The 21569-nt window shown below is 58.3% G+C and carries 11 protein-coding genes; 8 read left to right on the forward strand and 3 right to left on the reverse strand.

What is annotated here, in order from left to right; all coding sequences use genetic code 11:
- Positions 1 to 42 precede the first annotated feature (42 nt).
- The 4 genes from ACMGG3_RS13015 to ACMGG3_RS13030 all read left to right on the forward strand — a co-directional run bounded on the left by ACMGG3_RS13015 (position 43) and on the right by ACMGG3_RS13030 (position 2841).
- Positions 43 to 216, forward strand: a complete 174-nt coding sequence (locus ACMGG3_RS13015) for a hypothetical protein (RefSeq protein WP_414149223.1) — start codon at positions 43 to 45, stop codon at positions 214 to 216.
- 1211 nt (positions 217 to 1427) lie between these two features.
- A complete protein-coding gene (locus ACMGG3_RS13020) occupies positions 1428 to 1784 on the forward strand; it encodes a hypothetical protein (protein WP_047366113.1) in 357 nt (118 codons plus the stop codon).
- Positions 1785 to 1871: 87 nt separating this feature from the next.
- Positions 1872 to 2216 (forward strand): cupin domain-containing protein, encoded by a 345-nt coding sequence (locus ACMGG3_RS13025; protein ID WP_414149224.1) that lies wholly within the window; start codon positions 1872 to 1874, stop codon positions 2214 to 2216.
- A 67-nt stretch (positions 2217 to 2283) separates the two neighbouring features.
- Positions 2284 to 2841 carry a YceI family protein gene (locus ACMGG3_RS13030; RefSeq protein WP_414149225.1) on the forward strand — a complete coding sequence of 186 codons (558 nt, stop codon included), beginning with the start codon at positions 2284 to 2286 and terminating at the stop codon, positions 2839 to 2841.
- Here the strand turns inward: ACMGG3_RS13030 and ACMGG3_RS13035 are convergent.
- The 3 genes from ACMGG3_RS13035 to ACMGG3_RS13045 are packed head-to-tail and all read right to left on the reverse strand — an operon-like array spanning position 2833 to position 4683.
- A complete protein-coding gene (locus ACMGG3_RS13035; RefSeq protein ID WP_047356646.1) occupies positions 2833 to 3621 on the reverse strand; it encodes an anti-sigma factor family protein in 789 nt (262 codons plus the stop codon). The two genes, ACMGG3_RS13030 and ACMGG3_RS13035, sit on opposite strands and share 9 nt — an antisense overlap.
- Positions 3618 to 4148, reverse strand: a complete 531-nt coding sequence (locus ACMGG3_RS13040; protein WP_414149226.1) for a sigma-70 family RNA polymerase sigma factor — start codon at positions 4146 to 4148, stop codon at positions 3618 to 3620. Before ACMGG3_RS13040 ends, ACMGG3_RS13035 begins: the two co-directional genes overlap by 4 nt.
- A 7-nt stretch (positions 4149 to 4155) precedes the next feature.
- Positions 4156 to 4683 (reverse strand): tetratricopeptide repeat protein, encoded by a 528-nt coding sequence (locus ACMGG3_RS13045; protein ID WP_032678808.1) that lies wholly within the window; start codon positions 4681 to 4683, stop codon positions 4156 to 4158.
- Between the two features lie 768 nt (positions 4684 to 5451).
- Here ACMGG3_RS13045 and ACMGG3_RS13050 point away from each other — a divergent pair.
- The 4 genes from ACMGG3_RS13050 to ACMGG3_RS13065 all read left to right on the forward strand — a co-directional run bounded on the left by ACMGG3_RS13050 (position 5452) and on the right by ACMGG3_RS13065 (position 21490).
- On the forward strand, positions 5452 to 16626 hold the full coding sequence (locus ACMGG3_RS13050; protein ID WP_414149227.1) for a BapA/Bap/LapF family large adhesin: 11175 nt from the start codon (positions 5452 to 5454) through the stop codon (positions 16624 to 16626).
- A gap of 79 nt (positions 16627 to 16705) precedes the next feature.
- Complete coding sequence (locus ACMGG3_RS13055; protein ID WP_014171284.1) at positions 16706 to 18109, forward strand: TolC family outer membrane protein; 1404 nt, start codon at positions 16706 to 16708, stop codon at positions 18107 to 18109.
- Positions 18106 to 20310, forward strand: a complete 2205-nt coding sequence (locus tag ACMGG3_RS13060) for a type I secretion system permease/ATPase (RefSeq protein WP_414149228.1) — start codon at positions 18106 to 18108, stop codon at positions 20308 to 20310. The genes ACMGG3_RS13055 and ACMGG3_RS13060 overlap by 4 nt, the downstream gene beginning before the upstream one ends.
- A 10-nt stretch (positions 20311 to 20320) precedes the next feature.
- Positions 20321 to 21490 (forward strand): HlyD family efflux transporter periplasmic adaptor subunit, encoded by a 1170-nt coding sequence (locus ACMGG3_RS13065; protein ID WP_086462978.1) that lies wholly within the window; start codon positions 20321 to 20323, stop codon positions 21488 to 21490.
- The last annotated feature ends 79 nt before the right edge of the window (positions 21491 to 21569 follow it).

Consider the following 21569-nt stretch of genomic DNA (forward strand, 5'->3'; position numbering starts at 1 on the left):
TGCTCTTGCAGTATGGGAAATGGGGAGTGTGTGGAATTGATTATGAAACAGGTTAATTTAATATCTCTGGTAAAGGGTCAGGAAGCGACAGATTTATCCCAGGCGCAGTCTAGCGTAGTGATCAATGGCAATAGCACAGACATTATTGTACCAGGGCAAATACTGGAAGCAGCTGTTCAGGTTAATGATCATCGCTATATCTTTTTTAACGGATGACATTATTTTCGAGCAGTCACTGTCAATTGCTCTTATCGATGTTAAGGATGGCGTTAAAGAAATCGTCCGTTTGGGTAATGAGTATTCTACGGGAAGTTTTGAGGTATTATCCGTTACAGTAGCTAGTATCAATTTCCGATTCATTGGTAATTTTCTCTGGACAGTGAACAACGTCGACTCCCCGCGCTTAAGGCTTCCTTTTGGTTCAGAGCCCAAGGTGCAAAACGAGAGGCTGGCCTGAAAAAATACATGACGATTTCAGCCACTCCTGCGCCAGAGAAAGTTCGTTGATGCGACTTTCTGCAAAGCGCAACGTCAGTACGTTAACATTGTAAAGGCAACGACAAGACCTCTTATTATGTAGCTCGTAAAGCTACATTCTCCTGGAGGTGCCAGTGTCTATTCACACGCTCAATTTATCCAGGCATAAGTCTGGAAAAACTCAGTAAATCAAAACCCTTAACAGAATCTATAGTTCCGAAATTACACCACCCGCGTATACTGCATTCACGCCACCGAAAAACACCTCAACGCAAAAGGATTCGCACCCATGACAGCGTCCTCAAACCGCATCGCAAGCCAGGCTATCGTGGCTCTCACGTTATTGCTCAGCGGTTGCGTTTACCATGATTATCCCTCCCCTCGTATTGAGGGCACATTGAATAACGCAGGGAAACCGCTGCCCCGGGTAACCGTTTCGTTAGTGGAATTCGACCGACACATTGCCACGACACAAACGGATAATAACGGGTATTTTTCTTTCGTACCGCAGGGAGACTGGCATGTTTTTATACCCGTCGGACCGCAAGATCGCCTGAGTAGCTGGACACTGACAACAATCGACCCTCAGGGACAAAAACGCGATATTTACACCTCCCGACGCTTTGGCGGGCCTTTTTCAGGCTATTCCAGGAGCGACAACGTGAAACTGTTCTGCGAACTCTCCCCAACAAGCGGGGAGAGTCAAAATATATTTTGCGAAGCTCAGTGAGTTAATTAACTTTACTCATGGCCAAAAGCCACCAGTAATAGGGATATGCACGCCCCTGGTACACGGCATTGATCCTGAAAATAATTAATTCCTCTGCGTAACTAAATACGCTTCACGGTATAACGCCAAAATAACATTACAGTTTTTTCCTAAAGCCACGCCGCTTCGTCTGTGCCATGCTGAATCACGCTCATAACCGATAACGTTAAATGAGGATATTATGAAAAAAACAATTATCGCATTATCTGCCGTTCTGCTGGCTTCCCCAGTATTTGCTACGACCACACATGCAACTGACGATACCGTCGCTGCGGCGAAGGCAAACGCCAACGACGCGAAGCAAAAACTGCACGAAGAGCAGAATAAAGGCGAAGAGCTGAAGCTGAAACAGAAGCATGCTGCAGAGGGTAAAACCGAAAACTTAAGCAGCAAGGTCAGCGAAGATTCCCAGAAAGCCTGGCATAAAACCAAAGAAGGCACCGAGAAAGGGTGGGATGCCACCAAAGAAGGTGCTGAGAAAGGCTGGAATAAGACCAAAGAAGGTGCCAGCGAGCTGGAAAAGAAAGTCACTGAGTAATCCCTTCGAAAGGCCGCAGACGCGGCCTTTTTTATTCCCTCCTGCCCTGCTCCCTGCAGACTAAACTTGACTCAGGGGGACTCCATCATGAACAGCAAACACACCGCACCTGAAACCCAGGGCGTTACCGTTGAATTACTCTCCGTCGTCGATCTGGGTCCGGAAATAGCGGGCATGGCCGGTCGCCAGCTTCGTATGCGCAGAGTCACTCTCGCTCCCGGCGCGGTCTTTGGTCCGGTGCATAATCATATCGACAGGCCCGGCACCGTATTTATCCTTGAAGGAACCATCACCGATCATCGTAACGGTATTGCGACTGATTACGGTCCCGGTGTCGGCTGGCCGGAAGATCACAACACGGTCCATTGGCTGGAAAACCGGGGTCCGGTAACCGCCGTCGAGATCTCGGTGGATATTATTAAGACGTCCTGACGCCTAAAGCCGAATAGATCCCCGGGGTTGCGCGTTAACGCCTTGCCACCCCTAAAGAGATCCTGAGATGTTGCGACGCCTGGTTATTCTGTTCGTGTTGCTCTGTCCGCTGGCGCAGGCCGCCCCGCAGAGCTATACCATTGATACTGAAAACACCGCCATTCGGTTATCCTGGCACGCCTTCGGGGGGATCCTCTCCTGGGCCAGATTCAGTGGCGTCACGGGTTCCGTAACGCTTAACCCGGATAAGGATATCGATGACCATATTCATATCACCCTTCCCGTGGCCACCCTGGTTGCCTCAAACAGCCTGCTCACCTGGCAACTGAAAAGCGACATGTTTTTTGAATCTGAACGTTATCCTGTTATCGAATTTATCAGCTCACGCGTGGTCGCTCAGGGTTCAGGAACGTTCAGGGTGTTCGGAACATTGACCGTACGCGACATTGCCCGCCCGGTCATTCTGGACGCCGTCGTGAAAGATCCGCACGCGCCGGTCCTCACGCTGGATGCGACAACGACCATTTCGCGCGCGGACTACGGCATGGATAAATTTGCGCTGGTCGTTGATGACAGGATTGCCATCACCATTGCGATTCAGGCTAACGGTATCCCGTCATCCTGAAATCAGGCTTTGCAGCTGCTCTGCACTGCCCCGCAACTGTGGGAGCGGGTTGCGGCCGATCAGCACAAACTGATATCCCGCTTTCTGCCACCACACCAGGTTCATGTCGTGCCGCTGTTCCTGTTGAGCGGCTGTCGTTGTCTGCTCTGCCGGGGAGATGCACAGCGCCATCGGGCCATAGTCGGCATTTATCCAGGCGATCTGCGCGATAGAGGTGGTTTCATAGCGCAGCATGCGGACCATTTTAAGCTCTGCTCCATGCAGGATAAGCTGTGACGCCTGAAGTTGCAGGCCGATATCCTGCGCTGCCCGTTCCAGCCCACGCTGCAGAACATGCGGCGCGCTGTCCATATCCAGCAATGTCTCGACGCTGTAAAGCGACATGTATTGCGCTTCGAGGTCACGAATATGGGCGTTTTCATCAGAAGGTGCGAAAGCGGGTCGCAACCCATATCCCACGCCGGAACCGACCACCAGGAAACTGACCGATGCGGCAATGAGTGCGCGCCGGCTTACGCCAGCCGGGGTAGCGGGCTTCGGATCGGGCAGTTCCGCCAGCCGGGCCTGCATCTTCTCCAGAGGAGCATCATCCAGCATAGCGGCAAACGCGCCGGGGTAATCCGCATTGCTTTTCATTAACTCGGCGGTCCGCCCGGAGAGGCGCTCGTCACGTCTCAACTCTTCTTCAAATTTTTGCGCGTCGGCATGACACATCTCGCCATCTATCCATGCCACGATAGCCTCATCGTTATAGGGCGCTGTAAAACGGTGCGCGTTCAAGAGCGTTTCTCCTTAACCGGGGGCAAGGCATCGGCAGACGCTGCCAGCGTTGCCCGTGCCGTCGCCAGTCGGCTCATTACGGTACCGATCGGCACCGCCAGGGTGTTCGCGGCTTCCTGATAGGTAAAGCCTTCGACATACACCAAAAAAACCGTGTTGCGCTGGGCTTCCGGGAGCGCGTTGACGCGCTGCATCACCTTCAGGTAATGCAGGTGCGTCTCATCCTCTTCACGGGTATCCGGCGCCAGAAGCTCGTCGCTGGCGACAAACCCCTGCCCCTGACGAACATGGCGTGCCCGAAGCTCAGAGATCCAGATGGAGTGCAATATCGCAAACAGCCACCTGTCGATACGCGTACCGGGCATGTACTGACTGCTTTTTTCAAGCGCGCGGACGCAGGTGGACTGAACCAGCTCTTCGGCGACATCCCTGTTTCGCGACAACACCAGCCCATAACGCCAGAGACGTGAGAGGTGTACGGCTAACTGTTGGCGAACCTCACGGGTAGCGATGTGTTTTCCCTCCACGAGAAAATCAGGATTCCGGATGTCCGTTAATGGCAGCCTGCAGGTCACGGTACTCTTCACAGGACTGGCCGCAAATACCGGCAATCACTTTCAGTTGCTCTTTGGCCAGATCCGGACGTCCTTTGACCATCCACGCCTCGCCCAGGTATTCACGGGCTTTGGCATAATCCGGGGCGATAGCCAGCGCACGCTGGTAGTAACCGATACCTTCATCCGTACGACCCAGTTTGCGGGTGGCATACCCGCGATAGTTCCATGCTTCAGCCGTGTTGTTATTTTTTAGCGAATCAAGAAGGTTCAGCGCCGCCTGGTACTCGCCTTTTTTAGCAAGGTGATAGGCATAGTTGGTTTTGTCCTGATCGCTAAGGCTGCTGCTCTTATCGGGCACACATTTCTGAGTTGCACTGTCATACACCTGTCCGGACGGACAGTCGGGTGTTTTACTCTCGGTACTATTATCGCCCATCGCCAGCGCGAGAGGAGACAACAGGGAAAAAATCAGCACCGGGATCAAACGCACAGAGGTGGTGTTCATAAAAGGCTCCAGGGTGAATGGGAATGACGTCAGTAAACGCGTGAGCGATGCATTTTATTCATTCCCGGGCCCCTCTTTTTTTTCTCAGAATCATGTTGACGTCGTATCCCCATTAAATGTTGAGCGGGATATTTTATCTTTACTCCCTGTTAGTTATTATTTTTCTCTCAGTAGCAGAATCCCGGCACCGCACAAGAATATATTTTTAATTAATTACTAACATAATATATGTTATATCAAAAACGTTACCCTAACTTAAACGCACATTAAGCCGGCATAAACAATAGCGTTTAACGCCATCCTAAAAAAAGTCCCCTGCTAAATATTTATTCATGGCAAATGATAAAACATCGCATTTTATAAACAAATAAAAAAACAATAAATACAACAGGTTATATTTTTAAAATTATAATAGCCAGCTATGAATTAATGCCCCCTTCAACGCTTCACACAGTGTTTACAGATGCTTAATTTGCACATTCAGACTTTTCTGGCTATATCATTTTTATATCGTCAAAACCAATACCTCTATTAATTACAGGGTTTTATACAACACAAAAATACAAATAAACGACATTCTCTCTCATGAGTAATTAGATTCGCTCTGATGTTGCCACTCTGGATTATGGCGGGCATCGTTCGCTCTAAAAAAAATAACGGTGAGTGCTGCGTAAATAACAGCAACTCCGCCGGGGGCGTGCTTTACCTTCCGCAGAGATGGCGCATCTTGCACGCCGTTCACGACAACTCTGCTGGAGTAATACCTAAATGAGCCAAATCTCTGTTATATCGAAACTCACTGGCGTGGAAACTACCACGGAAGGCACACAGGTTACGCTGAGCCATTCCTCTATCGTTGAGCTTCATGTAGAGCGAGCCGATGTCTCCCACTTCGCCCGCAGTGGTAACGATCTGGTGGTCACGCTGCACTCTGGCGAGGTCATTACCCTGAAGAATTTCTACGTCACCGACGCGGAGGGGGTGAGTCAGTTGGTCCTGGAAGAGAGTGACGGTGCGCTGTGGTGGATTGAAGATCCTACCGGGGCTGCTACCTACGAATCTATCGCCTCCACGGACGTATTACTGGCGGCCTCAGGCGGTGATACCGGTGGCGCAGCCATCTGGCCATGGGTACTCGGTGGTCTTGCTGTCGCAGGCGGGATCGCTGTCGCGGCAAGCAGCGGCGGCGGAGGGGGTGGCGACGATGATGATGACAATACGAACCCCGGCACGCCGGGCAATCCTTCCGATCCGGATACCACACCGCCAAATGCGCCTTCCAACCTTCAATTCTCCTCAGATGGTAAAACTGTCACAGGTACTGCCGAACCCGGCAGTACGATTACGCTGAAAGACGCGGACGGCAATCTGGTCGGCACGGGTAAAACCGGTAGCGACGGCAAATTCACCATTGTTCTGGGCACGCCGCTGACGAATGGCGAGCAACTTACCGCCACAGCAACCGACTCATCAGGCAATACCAGCCAGGCCGGGCATGTTACAGCACCGGATACCACCGCACCCGATGCGCCCGATATCGTAATAGTGAATGACGACGTTGGCGGAGAAACCGGACCGCTGACTAACGGTCAGCGTACCGATGATGCCCGCCCCACCTTCAGCGGCATCGGCGAAGCAGGCAGTACCATCACCCTGTACGATAATGGTCAGCCGATTGGCACGACCAAGGTTGATGCCAGCGGAAACTGGACCTTTACCCCGGGTACAAATCTCGCTAACGGAAGCCATTCCATTACCACCACCGCGACCGACGCGGCAGGTAACACCAGCCCAGCCTCCGGCGCCGTGACCTTTGTGGTGGATACCGTCGCCCCCACAGCGCCGGCCATCACGCTCGTGTCAGACGATACCAATCCGGTCACCGGCTCGGTCAGTAACGGTGGTAGCACCAACGATCAGCGACCACAGCTTACCGGCACCGCGGAAGCCGGATCTACGGTCACCATTTATGATGGCGGGATCGCGATTGGCACCGCTGTCGTGGCCAGCAACGGCACCTGGACGTTTACCCCCTCGATCAATCTCAGCGAAAGCACGCATCAGCTCACCGTCCGGGCAACCGACGCCGCCGGTAACACCGGACCGGCTTCCCCGGTGTTCACCGTTACCATCGATCTCACCGCACCAACTGCGCCAACCGCCATCGTGCTGAACGATGAAACGGGTGCCATCAAAGGCGCAATTACCTCTGGCCTGTTCACTGATGCCGCTAAACCTGTTCTTGCAGGGAGAGGAGAGCCCGGTGGGACAATTACGATTTTTGATAACGGCGTGCCCATTGCGACCGTTAAAGTTCAGCCCAACGGCACCTGGAGCATCACACCGGACAAACCGCTTTCGGAGGGGGCTCACTCTATAACGGTGCAGGTCACCGACGCTGCCGGGAACCAGAGTGGGTTGTCGCAGCCAATCAACTTCATTGTCGATACCACGCCGCCGGAAACGCCCGACATCACGCTTAATCCGGCAGGCACGCAGATTACCGGCACTGCCGAGCCAAACAGCAGCATTGTCATCACCAGCAGCGACGGCACCATAATTGGCCGGACGACAACGGACGGCAACGGCAACTTCGTTGCCACGTTAACGCCGGCGCAAACTAACGGCCAGCAGATCTCCGTGGTGGCGTCTGATGCTGCTGGTAACCAGAGCACACCTGCGACCGTCACGGCTACGGACACAACCCCTCCTGTCGCCCCCGGCAACCTTCAGGTGGCAGATAACGGCCAGAGCGTCAGCGGCACGGCGGAGCCAGGCAGCACCGTCACCATTAAAGATCCTAACGGCGCGGTCATCGGTGAAACCACCGCCAACAGCGATGGCACCTTTACGGCAGTTATTAGTCCTGCACAGACCAACGGTGAAGTGCTGACGGTCGTGGCAACCGACGGCAGCGGTAACGCCAGCCTGCCCGCTACAGCCGATGCACCAGATACCACGGCGCCACTGGCTCCGGATAACGTTGTTGTCTCAGATGACGGTACCAAAGTGACAGGTACCGCAGAGCCGGGCAGCACCGTGACCATCCGTGAAAATGGCGTCACGGTTGGCGAGGCGAAAGCCAATGACGACGGCAGCTTCACCGTCACGCTGACCCCACCAAAAGCCAACGGTGAAACCCTGACCGCAGATGCCACCGATCCCGCCGGCAATACCGGGCCAACAACGCCTGCCATTGCGCCGGATATTACCGCCGCGCAAACGCCGGTTATCGTTTCAGTGGACGACGATGCCTCTGCCACTACGGGCCCTGTCGCCCAGAACGGGCTCACTAATGACCGGACACCAACCATAAACGGAACGGGCGAACCTGGCACAACCATCACGCTCTCCAGCGGCGGCACGGTCATCGGCACGGTACTCGTTCCGGCATCTGGCGTATGGAGCATCACGCCATCCTCACCGCTTGCTGATGGCGGCCACGTGCTGACGGCAACGGCAGTTGACGCCGCCGGTAACCCAAGCGGGCCATCAAATGCCTGGAGTATCACTGTCGACGGTACTGCACCCGAAGTACCGGTAATTTCGCAAGTGGTGGACGATGTTCAGGGAAGCACAGGTGCGCTCACCGCAGGTGCCATTACGAACGATCCAACCCCGACACTCAACGGCACTGCAGAACCGGGCTCAACGGTCACTATTCGTCTGGACGGTGTTGATATCGGCACCGCGCTGGTCGGTAGCGGCGGCGCGTGGACATTTACGCCAGGCGCACCGATTGGTAACGGTGAGCATACCCTGACCGCCGTCACCACCGACGCGGCAGGTAACATCAGCCTGCCGTCAGGCGGCTTCACCTTTACGGTCGATATCACCCCGCCACCGGCGGCGACCATCACCACCGTAACCGATGACGTCGGTGACGTTCAGGGCCCGCTCACCAGCGGCGACACCACGGATGACACGCAACCGTTGCTGCAGGGCAGCGCGCCGGCGGGTACGGTTATTACGCTTTATGATGGCAATACCCTGCTCGGTACCGCCACACTCGACGGTACCGGCGGCTGGAGCTTCACCCCTACCACCCCGCTCACCAACGGCTCGCACTCTCTGACAGTTCATGCGACCGACACCGCCGGGAATACGACCGTCTCCAGCCCGTTTGTGCTGGTGGTCGATACCGTGGCACCCGCCACGCCGGAGACGCCAGAGATCACCGTGAACCCTGACGGCGGCACAACAGAAACCCCGCTGAACCCGGGAGAGACCACCCGCGATACCACGCCGACGCTGAGCGGCACCGGCAATCCGGGCGATACCGTGACTATCTACAACGGCACCGACAAAATTGGTGACGCCGAGGTGGACAGCAACGGTAACTGGACATGGACACCGGAGACCCCACTGGCCAACGGTACCTACGACATCACCCTGACCGTCACCAACAAGGACGGCGCGGGCAACGAAAGCGCCCCGTCCCAGCCGGTGACCATCACCATTGACACCGACCCGCCAGCTACGCCAGCAGCACCGGTGATTACGGACAGCGTCAGCCAGATAACCGGACCGGTTGCCGACGGGGAAACCACGAACGATCCGCGTCCGGTCCTGAGCGGCACCGGCACAGCGAACGATGTGGTTATTATTTATGACAGCATTAATGGTCAGCCTGCCACCGAAGTGGGTCGCGTCACCGTAGACAGTAACGGCAACTGGAGCTGGCGCCCTGACGCCAGCATTGATGAGGGAAGCCACGAATTTACCGCCACCGCCACCGACGAAGCCGGTAATGTTTCGGCGGCGTCACCGGGGATCACTATCACCGTTGATACCGTGGCACCTGATACGCCTGTCATTAGCGCCGTTGGCGGTAAGCCAGACGGTGGTGTTACCACGGATACTACCCCCGGTGTGGGCGGTACCGGCCCTGCGGGCGAAACGGTCATCGTTTATAACAATGGTGTTGAACTAGGACGCGTCGAAATCGGCAGCAATGGCGAGTGGTCTCTCGATCTTCCGACCCAGACTGATGGCCCACTCAACATCACCGTTGCGGCAGTCGATGCTGCGGGTAACGTCAGCGGCCTCAGCCCGGTCTTCACCGTCACCGTTGATACCACTGCGCCAGAAATCCCGCTGATTAACGCGGTGTCTGACAGCCAGCTCACAAGCAATGTGCTTTATACCCGTGACGGCACGCCGACCCTCACGGGCACCGGCGAACCGGGTACCACCGTTATCGTCTCCGTAGACGGTACAGCATCCACGGTGCCGGTAACGGTACAGCCGGACGGCAACTGGAGCTGGACCGCCGACAGCACGCTGGCGGAAGGCCCGCATACCTTCACCGTCTCCGCGGTCGATCCGGCCGGCAATACGTCCGGTAGCTCTGCACCGCTTAGCGTTAACGTCGATACTCTGGATCCGGCTGCTCCCGCGGTTACTGGCATAGCCGCTCAAGGTACTCCATTGACCGGCACCGCCGAAGCGGGAGCTACCATCACTGTAACCGATAACAATGGTAATGTTCTCGGTACAGGCGTAGCCACCGGTGGCACCTTCTCCATCGCGCTCAGCCCAGCCCAAACGGATGGCGCTGTGCTGACGGTGACCGCGACCGATGCCGCGGGCAACCTCAGTCCTGAGGCATCCTACACCGTCACCGGTACGCTGCCGAATCTTCCGGATGTGCCCATCATTACGGCGATTAACGATGATGAAACGCCTGTCACCGGCGACGTGAAAGACAAAACCACCAACGACATTACCCCGACACTCGTGGGTACGGCCGAAGCGGGCAGCATTATCACCATCTACCAGGACGGCATCGCGGTTCCGCTGATCAACGTGATTGCTGATGCGGACGGTAACTGGAGCTATACCCCACTGATTGCGCTGGGTGAAGGGCTGCACACCTTTGAAGTGACCGCGACGGTCGGGCTTTCGACCAGCGGCCGCTCGCCGGTTGCAACCGTCACCGTTGACCTCACTGCACCGGACACGCCAACCATTGGCTCAGTGATTGATGATGTCGGCCCTGGCACTGGTCAACTCACCAACGGGCAGACCACCAACGACAACCAGCCTACCCTTACCGGCTCCGGCACGGTGGGCGATACCATCTCCGTCTACAGCAACGGGACGCTGCTGGGTACCGCACTGGTCGGCAATACGGGGACCTGGGTCTTCACACCGCCTGCGCTGGCGGAGGGCAATAACGTTCTGACCATCCGCGAGACCGATCCCGCGGGCAATGAAAGTGGTCTGTCGACAGGCTTCACCATCGTCGTTGATACGGTTTCCACCACGCCAGCGATCACCAACGTAACGGATAATGTGGGCAATGCTGCCACCACGATTGTGAGCGGCGATCCGACTAATGACGCCACGCCAACCCTTTCGGGGACGGCGGAAGCGAACAGCGTGGTGAAAATTTTCGACGGCGGTACCCAGATTGCCGTGGTCACGGCTGACGGCACCGGTGCCTGGACGTTCACCCCTGACACCGCGCTCAGCGAAGGACCTCACGCCTTCACCGTTACCGCCACCGACCCACAGGGCAACGTCAGCCAGGTGTCTAACGGCTGGAACGTCGTGGTTGACCTGACGGCGCCAACGGTTCCAACGCTGGATACGGTTAACGACAATGCCCCTGGCGGCGTGACCGGCAACCTCACCAGCGGGCAAGTCACCAACGACACCACCCCGACGATCGGCGGCACCGGACAACCGGGCAGTACAATCCACATCATGAATAACGGTACGCAAATTGGCCTTGCGACCGTCGACGGAAGTGGTAACTGGACCTTTACCCCGAGCACGCCGCTGGGCGACGGCAACTATCTCCTTCGCGCCTACGCTACCGATGCGACAGGCAATGCGTCAGCAAACTCGTCGGTCTTTGCCTTTACCGTGGATGCAGCAGGCCCTGCTGCGCCACTGGTCAGCAGTGTGATTGACGACGTCGGCCCGGTCACCGGTACGCTCACTACCGGCAACAGCACCAACGACGCGCGTCCGACCTTCAACGGTACGGGCGAAGTGGGTGCCACAGTGCATATCATTGTGGATGGCAACGAGATTGGCACCGCGGTGGTTAATGCCCAGGGGAACTGGACCTACACGCCTGACACCGCCCTGAGTGACGGGCCTCATGCCATCACCTTCAATGCCACCGATGCGGCTGGCAACACCGGCAGCACGACGGCACCGTTTAACCTGACAGTGGATACGGCACCACCGGCGGCACCGGCCATCACGACCGCGGGAGACAACGCAGGCAGCGTACAGACGCCGCTGACTTCCGGGCAAAGTACCGACGACACCACGCCAACGTTGACGGGCACCGCGGCAGCCAACGCCACGGTGACCATCTATGAGAACGGACAGCCGGTCGGCACCACGCTGGCGGATGGCACCGGAGCATGGAGCTTTACGCCGTCATCAGCGCTGAGCAATGGCAGTCATACCTGGACCGCGACCGCGACCGACGCGGCGGGGAACGTCAGCCCGGCTTCGCCTGGCTTTACGCTGGTTGTTGATACCAGCGCACCCAATGCGCCGGTTATCAGCCAGGCCGTTGACGATGCGGGCAGCATCACCGGCCCGCTCAGTTCAGGGCAGACGACCGACGACACCGTGCCGCGGCTTGTCGGGACCAGTGAGCCGTTTGCGACTGTGAATATCTACGAAGGCACAACGCTTGTCGGAACGGGCACCGCGGATGCCAGCGGCAACTGGAGTATCTTGCTCACGACCACCTTAGCCACGGGCGCGCACAGCTTCACCGCGCAGGCCACGGATGCAGCGGGTAATACCAGCGTTTCGTCAGCGGCCTTTAGCCTGACTATCGACACGACGCCGCCAGCCCTGCCGGTGCTGAGCAGCATTGTGGATGATGTGGGCAATGCGGCTACGCCGATTGCCAATGGCGGATTGACTAACGACGCGCAGCCTACCCTCACGGGTACGGCGGAAGCGGGCGCCACGGTGAAAATTTTCGATAACGGCGTCCAGATTGGTAGCGCGGTCGCGACCGGCGGGGCATGGAGCTTTACCCCTTCTCCGGCGCTGAGCAACGGGTCACACAGCCTGACCTTTACCGCCACCGATGCCGCGGGCAATACCAGCGCCCCGACCACCGCCTATGTGATCAACGTGGATGCCGCCGCGCCAGCTGCGCCGGTCATCAGTGCGGTTGTCGATGATGTCGGCAGCATCACCGGACCGGTAACCGGCAATAACCCGACCAATGACGCGCGCCCATCGCTGAACGGGACCGCCGAAGCCAACGCGACGGTGCGCATCTATGACGGCACGACGCTTGTCGGCACGGTCACCGCCGATGCGAACGGCAACTGGACGCTACCGCAAACCACCACCACACTGACGGAAGGCACGCATAACTTCACCGCCACCGCCACCGATGCCGCGGGCAACACCAGTACGCCATCGGCCACCACCACCATTACCGTGGATCTGACTGCACCGAACGTGCCGGCAAGCCTTGCCGTGATCACCAACGGTACGCACGTCACCGGGACCGCCGAAGCGGGTAGCACCGTTACCATCACCACCAGTACCGGAACAGTGCTCGGTACCGCGACGGCTGACGGCAGCGGAAACTTTAACGCGACAATCACGCCGGCCCAAACCAACGGTGAATCACTGCTGGTCTATGCCACCGATAAGGCGGGTAACGCCGGTGTCAGCACGTCGGTGATTGCCCCTGCGACGCCGGTGCCGAACGCACCGCTTATCACCACCATCAACGATAACGTCGGCACCGTCACCGGTAACCTGACCAACGGTAAAACCACTGACGACACCACGCCAACCCTGAGTGGTACGGCCCTGCCAGGCACCACCGTCACGCTGTATAACAACGGCGTGTCGATGGGAACGGCAGTGGCAGATAGTTCAGGCAACTGGACCTTCACCACCCCGGCGTTAAGCGAAGGCTCTCACGCCTTTACCGCCACGGCGACGAACAGTTCGGGCACCAGCCCGGTCTCTTCCGCCGCCAGCGTGATTGTCGATCTGACGGCGCCAACGGCCCCAACCGGAACCTTTAACGCTGACGGTAGCGTATTGACCGGTAACGCGGAGGCAGGCAGCACCGTCTCTATCCGTCTTGGCGATGGCAGCACGGTGACCACAATCGCGGGCAGCAACGGCACCTACAGCTATACCTTCCTCAATAAACAGACGGAAGGTCAGACGCTGCAGATCACCGCCACCGATGCCGCAGGTAATACGTCGCAGCCAGGCTCAGCCCTCGCACCGGTCGTCCCGCTCTCCGCCAGCAATAACGTCGAAGAGCTGGATATCAGCACCACGGCCACCGTCACCAACAGCCAGTACAGTGATTATGGCTTCCTGCTGGTGGGTGCCGTAGGCAACGTTCTCACGTTGCTGGGTAATGATACTGCCCAGGTGGACTTCACGGTGGGCAGCGGCGGCAATGCGGATATTGTAGTGAACGCCAATGCCACGGGTGCGGTGCTCTCCCTGCTCAATACCCTTGAGCTGGTGGTACAGCGCTGGGACAGCGTCAACGGTACCTGGACTACCGTCGTGGATACCGGACAACCCCAGTTTGCCGATCTGCTGACCCTCGGGGCCACCGGCGTATCGCTGAACCTGACCGGGCTGGCGAACGGCGACTACCGGGTGCTGAGCTATAACACTAACCTGCTGGCGACCGGCTCCTACACCAGCCTCGATGTGGCGGTGAAAGAAACCAGCGCCGGTACCGTGACGGGCGACACCAGCCTGAACGGTAACGTAATTCTCGACGCCGACCCGACCGCGGGCAGCGACAACGCCCCGGCAGGGACCACGATCTCTGCTGTCACCAACGCACTGGGTGTCACCACCAGCGTGAACGCCGACGGCACGGTTGTTCAGGGCCAGTACGGTACGCTGACCATTAACCGCGATGGCAGCTACACCTACAACCTGACCGACACCAGCGCCTCGGTCGTAGGCCGGACGGAGAGTTTCACCTACACCATCACCCATAACGGCGTCAGCGCGTCGGCGAACCTGGTACTGTCGCTGGGTGCCGGTACTACCGCTAACGGTATTGTGGCGGTGGATGACACGGCCTCGCTGACCTTTGACACCTCGGTCCATGAAATCAATAACGGCACCTCGTCGCAGGGCGGCTTTACCGTGGTGGGGATCAATCTCGGCAACACGCTGGGGCTGAACCTGCTGGACGATCTGAGCAATCCGATCATCTATAACGTGGAGGAAGGTACCACCCGCACCATGACCATTCAGGCTTCCGTGGGCGGTGTGGCGCTGGCGTCGGTATTCGACCTGTATGTCTACAAGTTCAATAACGCGACCCAGACCTTCGAGCAGATGCGCGTCGAACCGGGCTGGCTGCGTGCGCCGTTGCTGGGCGGTACCTCGTCTCAGCTGACGCTGAACCTGCCTGCCGGGGAGTACCTCTTCCTGCTGAATACGGCTGCAGGGATCACCGCCCTGACCGCCTACACGCTGAACGTGCTGGAAGATCATGTCTACAGCGTGTCGAGCGTGGGCGAGACCACCACCGGAGATGTGCTGGATAACGATGTCGCAACCGGCGCGGTGGTATCAGAAGTGAACGGCGTGGCGGTGAACAGCAGCGGCCTGACCGACATCCAGGGGGAATACGGCACGCTGAGCATCAATGCGTCCGGACAGTACACCTACACCCTGAAAGCCGGTGTGGGTGCTGACGCGATCAGTACGCCGGATACGTTTGTCTATACCATCACCGGACCAAACGGGGCGAAGGATACGGCATCGCTCAACATCACCCCAACCGCGCGGGCGATGGATGCGGTCAACGATGTCAGTAACGCGATGGACGTCACCTCGGTACATCACACGACGACCTACTCGGATACCACCGTCGGGACGGCCAGCTGGACAACCGCGCTGCTGTCATCAACCCAGGGCAGCGGGAGCGGAACCTTCGTGGTGGATCCGAACACCGCGCTGCATAACGTGTCGCTGCACTTTAACGTGGCATCGCTGCTGGCGTTGGGCGGCCTGACGGTGAACTGGTCAATCAGTGACGGTTCGAATGTTGTTCGCAGCGGCTCCTTCAGCGGCGGTTCGCTGTTGGGTGGCAATATCGACATCGCGCTCTCCGGGCTGGACCTGAATGCCGGAACCTATACGCTGAGCTATACCGGTAGCGTACCGGGGCTCAGCGTGGGGAACATTACCATTACCCCAAGCGTGAACGGCACCACCTACTCGCTGACCCAGTTCGACTCTACCAGCGGCCACACCGTTGACGGCAACATCTTCGATGGCACCGACTCTGCCGGGGCGATGGATCAGTTGCATTCGGTGGATACCCGCCTCAGCGTGACCGGCTACAACGGCGTGACCACCACGCTGGATCCGTACACCGGCAGCGCAACGGTCAACGTCGTCGGCCATTACGGCACGCTGGCAATTGCTGCGGACGGCCACTACACCTACACCCTCAACACCGGGGTGTCGCTCTCAACCATCACCTCGAAGGAGACCTTCAACTACACCCTGACAGATGCCGACGGGAAAACAGACAGTGCCACGCTGACCATCAATATGGCGCCGCAGTTCATCAGTTCGGAACATAACGACGTCATTACCGGCACCGCCTACGGCGACACCCTGATTTACCAGGTGCTGAACGCCACCGCAGGCAACGCCACCGCGGGCAACGTCAGCAGCACTGCCGGCGATCACTGGACCAACTTCTCGCTCACGCAGGGGGACAAAATCGATATCGGCGATCTGCTGGTGGGCTGGAACGGGAGCAGCTCAACGCTCGGTAATTATCTGCATGTTACTAATAGTAATGGCAATACCGTGATCTCCATCGACCGTGATGGTTCAGGGAGCACCTACACTAATACGACGCTCGTGACGCTGGATAACGTCCAGACCACCTACGACGAGTTAGTGAACCAGCAACACATCGTTACCTGATAGCACCTGCACAAATGACCCGGGCGCACAGCGCCCGGGCATAAACAATAAAGCAGTACATTTTTATTAGGGATAAGACATGGGAATGAAGATGCCTTACTGGTGGCTCTCGTGCTGCCTGATATCTGTGCCCGCCCTCTCCGCGACGCCGGCGGCGATGATCAATACCGGACAACTCCGTGAAACGCAGGAACTCCCCTCTCTGAATGGCCGCGTGGCACCTGTCGTCGGCAAGGCTGCCCCCGGCACGCTGCAGCTTGGCGAAGCCGTCAACCGCGCCGTCACCTGGCACCCGGCCATCAGTGAAGCCGTGGGGAAACTCTACCAACAAAGCGAAGAGGTGGACGTCGCCAAATCGAAATACTATCCGCAAATTAATGCCGGCATGGATAACGGTTATACCCATGACGGCGACGATAATGGCTTTACCCCGTCGCTGGTACTCTCCCTCTCACAAATGCTGTACGACTTTGGCAAGGTGGCAAGCCAGGTGCGTGCAGAAAGTGCCGGCGTCGCCCAGCAGCAGGCCAACGTGCTGGTCAGCATCGACACCATCGCTCACGATACCGCCATCGCGATGGTGCAGGTACAAACCTGGCAGCAAATGGTCGACACCGCCAAAGAGCAGCTTGAGGCGCTCTCCTCGATTGGTACCCTCACCCGCCAGCGTAATGACGAAGGGGCCACCTCACTCTCTGACGTGGTGCAGACCGATGCACGTATCGAAGGCGCGCGCGCCCAGCTGATGCAGTACCAGGCCAGCCTCGACAGCGCCCGTGCCACGTTGATGAGCTTTCTTGGCTGGAACACCCTCAACACGATCAGCAACGATTTTCCACAAAAGCTGGCCCGCAGCTGCGACATTGCCGAGCCGGACGATCGCCTGGTCCCGGCAGTATTAGCCGCCTGGGCGCAGGCTAACGTCGCCCAGGCCAATCTCGACTACGCCGACGCCCAGATGACACCGACCGTCTCGCTGGAGCCGGAGGTGCGCCACTACCTGAACGAACGCTATGCGGGTAACGAAACGCGGGATCGCACCCAATACTCTGCATGGGTGAAAGTGCAGATGCCGCTCTATCAGGGCGGCGGACTCACCGCCCGGCGTAACGCCGCAGGCCACGCGGTAGAAGCCGCACAGTCCACCATTCAGCGTACCCGCCTCGAGGTACGCCAGAAACTGCTGGAGTCGCGCAGCCAGGTATTAAGCCTGCTGAGCACGCTGCAGATTCAGGGCCGTCAGGAGGCGCTCAGCGCCCGCACCCGTGAACTCTATCAGCAGCAATATCTCGATCTGGGTTCGCGCCCGCTGCTCGATGTGCTTAACGCCGAGCAGGAGGTCTATCAGGCGCGTTTTACCCAGCAGCAGACCCTCGGACAGTTGCACCAGCTGCAGCTCAACTGCCTCTATAACACCGGGCAATTGCGTCACGCGTTCGATCTTGATAACCGCACCATCCAGACCGTGGAGATCCAGCCATGAAGCAACGCGATATCCCGCAAGGTGAGACCATGACGGATGAGGCCCTGGCGCAGTGGGCGCAGGCCTTTGGTTTTGTCGCCACGCGCTACCGCGTCGCCTGCTCCCCCGGTGCGCTGCTCGCGGGCGCGCCGTGGCTAAAAGGCAAACCGATGGTGCCCGCACTGACTCAGCTGGCCCGTGAAGCAGGGCTGTCGTTTCAGCTGCTGACGGCGGATCAGCAGGCGATCAACAGCTGGCGTCTGCCGGTCGTGGCGGCAATGAACGACGGCAGGATCGGCGTGATCGAACATTTCGATGGCGACGATACGCTGGAGGTCAGCTTTTTCGACGATCAGACCTACACCAACCGGCTTTCGATGACCGCCATGCTGCCCGCCATCCGCCACGTCATTGCCCTGCGCCCACTGGCCGCGCTGAAAGACAGCCGCGTGGATGCCTATATTTCGAAATACCGTCCGGACTGGCTTTACCGGCTGGTGATGCGCGACTTGCGCCCCTACAGCTGGGTAATGCTCGCCGCGCTGTTCATTAACGTCCTGTCCCTGTCGGGGATTGTCTTTTCCATGCAGGTGTATGACCGGGTGATCCCCGCGCAGTCCTACCCGACGCTGTATGTCCTGACCATCGGCGTGCTGATCGCCACCCTGTTTGGCTTTGTGCTGCGCGTGGCACGCGGGCACATTATGGATCTGCTGGGCAAACGCTCCGATCTGCGCGTATCGGATCGGGTCTTCGGTCACGCCCTGCGGCTGCGCAACAGCGCCATTCCTCGCTCGACCGGCAGCTTTATCTCCCAGCTACGCGAGCTGGAGCAGATCCGCGAGATGGTCACCTCCTCCACCATCTCCACAATTGTCGATCTGCCCTTCTTTTTCCTGTTCGTGGTGGTGCTGGCGATCATCGCTCCCCAACTGGCGTGGATCGCACCGGTCGCCGCGGTGATCATGGTCCTGCCCGGTCTGCTGCTGCAGAAAAAGCTGGCAGAGCTCGCGAAGCAGTCGGCGCACGAATCCACCCTGCGCAACGCCGTGCTGGTGGAGAGCGTGCAGGGGCTGGAGGACATAAAGCTGATGCAGGCGGAAAACCGCTTTTTGCAGCAGTGGAACAGCTACATCCAGATCACCGCTGAATCTGGCCTGCGCACCCGTGAACTGACCCAGAACCTGATCAGCTGGGGAATGACGATTCAGAGCCTGGTCTATGCAGGGGTGATCGTGGTCGGTGCGCCGATGGTGATCGACGGCACGCTGACGACCGGTTCGGTGGTCGCCGCCTCGATGCTGGCCTCGCGCATGATCGCTCCGATGGCTACCCTGTGCGGCGTGCTGGCGCGCTGGCAGCAGGTCAAAGCGGCGAAAGAGGGACTGGACAGCATTATGCAGCTCCCCACAGAAAACCAGCGTGAGGAGACGCCGATCCGCCAGGACGTACTGCGCGGTCACTATCTTTTCGAGCAGGCGCAGTTCCGCTATCACCCGGAAGATCCGCGCATGGCCCTGCGCATTAACCGTCTGGAGATTAAGCCAGGCGAAAAAGTGGCGATCCTCGGGCGTAACGGCGCCGGAAAATCGACCCTGCTGCAGGCGATGGCGGGTGGAATGGATCTCGCCGGCGGTGAATTGCGGCTCGATAACTTCAGCCTCCCGCACCTCGATGTCGCCGATGTCCGGCGCAACGTCGGCTTTATGACCCAGAACGCCCGGCTCTTTTACGGCACCCTGCGCGAAAACATCACCCTCGGCATGCCGCGCGCCACCGATGAGGAGATTTTCGAGGTGCTGGAGTTAACCGGCGCTGCGGGCTTTGTGCAGAAACTGCCGAAGGGTCTGGACTACCCGATTATGGAGAACGGCGTGGGGTTATCCGGCGGCCAGCGGCAATCCATTCTGCTGGCGCGCATGCTGCTTCGCGACCCCAATATTGTGCTGATGGATGAACCGACTGCGTCGCTCGATGAGCACACCGAGCGGGAATTTATCCAGCGTCTGAGCGCCTGGCTTGGCAACCGCACCCTGATTGTCGCCACGCATCGCGTGCCGGTGCTGGAACTGGTGGAGCGGGTCGTGGTGCTCAAAGAGGGAATGCTGGTGATGGACGCGCCGAAAGCGCAGGCGCTGAACAACAGCCGCATGCAGCAGCAGCAGCAGCAGCAGCAGGCAGCAACAGGACGGGAGTGGAAAAATGAAAATCAGTCAGCGTGACGTCGCCGCAATGGACGACCTGGACAATGCGCTCGACTCCGAAAGCGGCTACACCGGTGCGCGGCGGATTGTTATCTTCTCTTTACTGATGTTCGTGGTACTTGGCGTCTGGGCGTGGTTTGGCGTGCTGGATGAAGTCTCAACCGGCACGGGCAAAGTGATCCCCAGTTCGCGCGAGCAGGTTTTACAGTCGCTCGACGGGGGGATCCTCACCGAGCTGAACGTCCATGAGGGTGACCAGGTGCAGGCCGGACAAGTGCTGGCGCGACTCGATCCCACGCGTTCAGAATCTAACGTTGGTGAAAGCGCGGCGCGCTACCGTGCCTCGCTGGCCTCCAGCGTGCGACTGTACGCCGAGGTAAACGATCTGCCGCTGAAATTTCCCCCTTCGCTGGCGAAGTGGACCGATCTGACCGCTGCCGAAACCCGGCTCTATAATTCACGCCGTGCGCAGCTGGAAGATACCCAGCGGGAGCTGCGTGCGGCATTGGATCTTGCGAATAAGGAGCTGGCGATCACTCAGCGTCTGGTGAAAACCGGCGCCGCCAGCCACGTGGAGGTACTGCGCCTGCAGCGGCAGAAAAGCGATCTGGAGCTGAAACTCACCGACGTGCGATCCCAGTACTATGTTCAGGCCCGCGAGGCGTTATCCAAGGCCAACGCTGAAGTGGATATGGTCTCGGCGATCCTCAAAGGCCGCGAGGATTCAGTGACCCGCTTAACGGTGAAATCTCCGGTGCGCGGGATCGTGAAAAACATCAAAGTCACCACCATCGGTGGCGTCATCCCGCCTAACGGCGAGCTGATGGAGATTGTACCGGTGGACGATCACCTGCTGATCGAAACCCGTCTCTCCCCGCGCGATATCGCCTTTATCCACCCGAATCAGGAAGCGCTGGTAAAAATCACCGCCTACGATTACGCCATTTATGGCGGGCTGCACGGCGTGGTTGAAACCATTTCGCCGGACACTATTCAGGACGAAGCCAAGCCGGAGGTGTTCTATTACCGGGTATTTATCCGCACCAGCCAGGATTACCTGGTGAATAAAGCAGGCAGGCACTTCTCAATCGTGCCGGGGATGATTGCGACGGTGGACATTAAAACCGGTGAGAAAACGGTGCTGGATTACATGATCAAGCCGTTCAACCGGGCGAAAGAGGCGCTGCGAGAGCGCTAATCACTGGCGGTTTGTTTCTCCGGCCCTCTCCTCGTGGAAGAGGGCCGGAGTCATGGCATCCATAACCCGCAACAATACC

The sequence above is a fragment of the Enterobacter sp. BNK-18 genome (assembly GCF_047456135.1).
Classification (GTDB): domain Bacteria; phylum Pseudomonadota; class Gammaproteobacteria; order Enterobacterales; family Enterobacteriaceae; genus Enterobacter; species Enterobacter ludwigii.

Coding starts and splice junctions, on each gene's coding strand:
- ACMGG3_RS13015 (WP_414149223.1), top strand. CDS start 43: ATGAAACAGGTTAATTTAATATCTCTGGTAAAGGGTCAGGAAGCGACA.
- ACMGG3_RS13020 (WP_047366113.1), top strand. CDS start 1,428: ATGAAAAAAACAATTATCGCATTATCTGCCGTTCTGCTGGCTTCCCCA.
- ACMGG3_RS13025 (WP_414149224.1), top strand. CDS start 1,872: ATGAACAGCAAACACACCGCACCTGAAACCCAGGGCGTTACCGTTGAA.
- ACMGG3_RS13030 (WP_414149225.1), top strand. CDS start 2,284: ATGTTGCGACGCCTGGTTATTCTGTTCGTGTTGCTCTGTCCGCTGGCG.
- ACMGG3_RS13045 (WP_032678808.1), bottom strand. CDS start 4,683: ATGAACACCACCTCTGTGCGTTTGATCCCGGTGCTGATTTTTTCCCTG.
- ACMGG3_RS13050 (WP_414149227.1), top strand. CDS start 5,452: ATGAGCCAAATCTCTGTTATATCGAAACTCACTGGCGTGGAAACTACC.
- ACMGG3_RS13055 (WP_014171284.1), top strand. CDS start 16,706: ATGGGAATGAAGATGCCTTACTGGTGGCTCTCGTGCTGCCTGATATCT.
- ACMGG3_RS13060 (WP_414149228.1), top strand. CDS start 18,106: ATGAAGCAACGCGATATCCCGCAAGGTGAGACCATGACGGATGAGGCC.
- ACMGG3_RS13065 (WP_086462978.1), top strand. CDS start 20,321: ATGGACGACCTGGACAATGCGCTCGACTCCGAAAGCGGCTACACCGGT.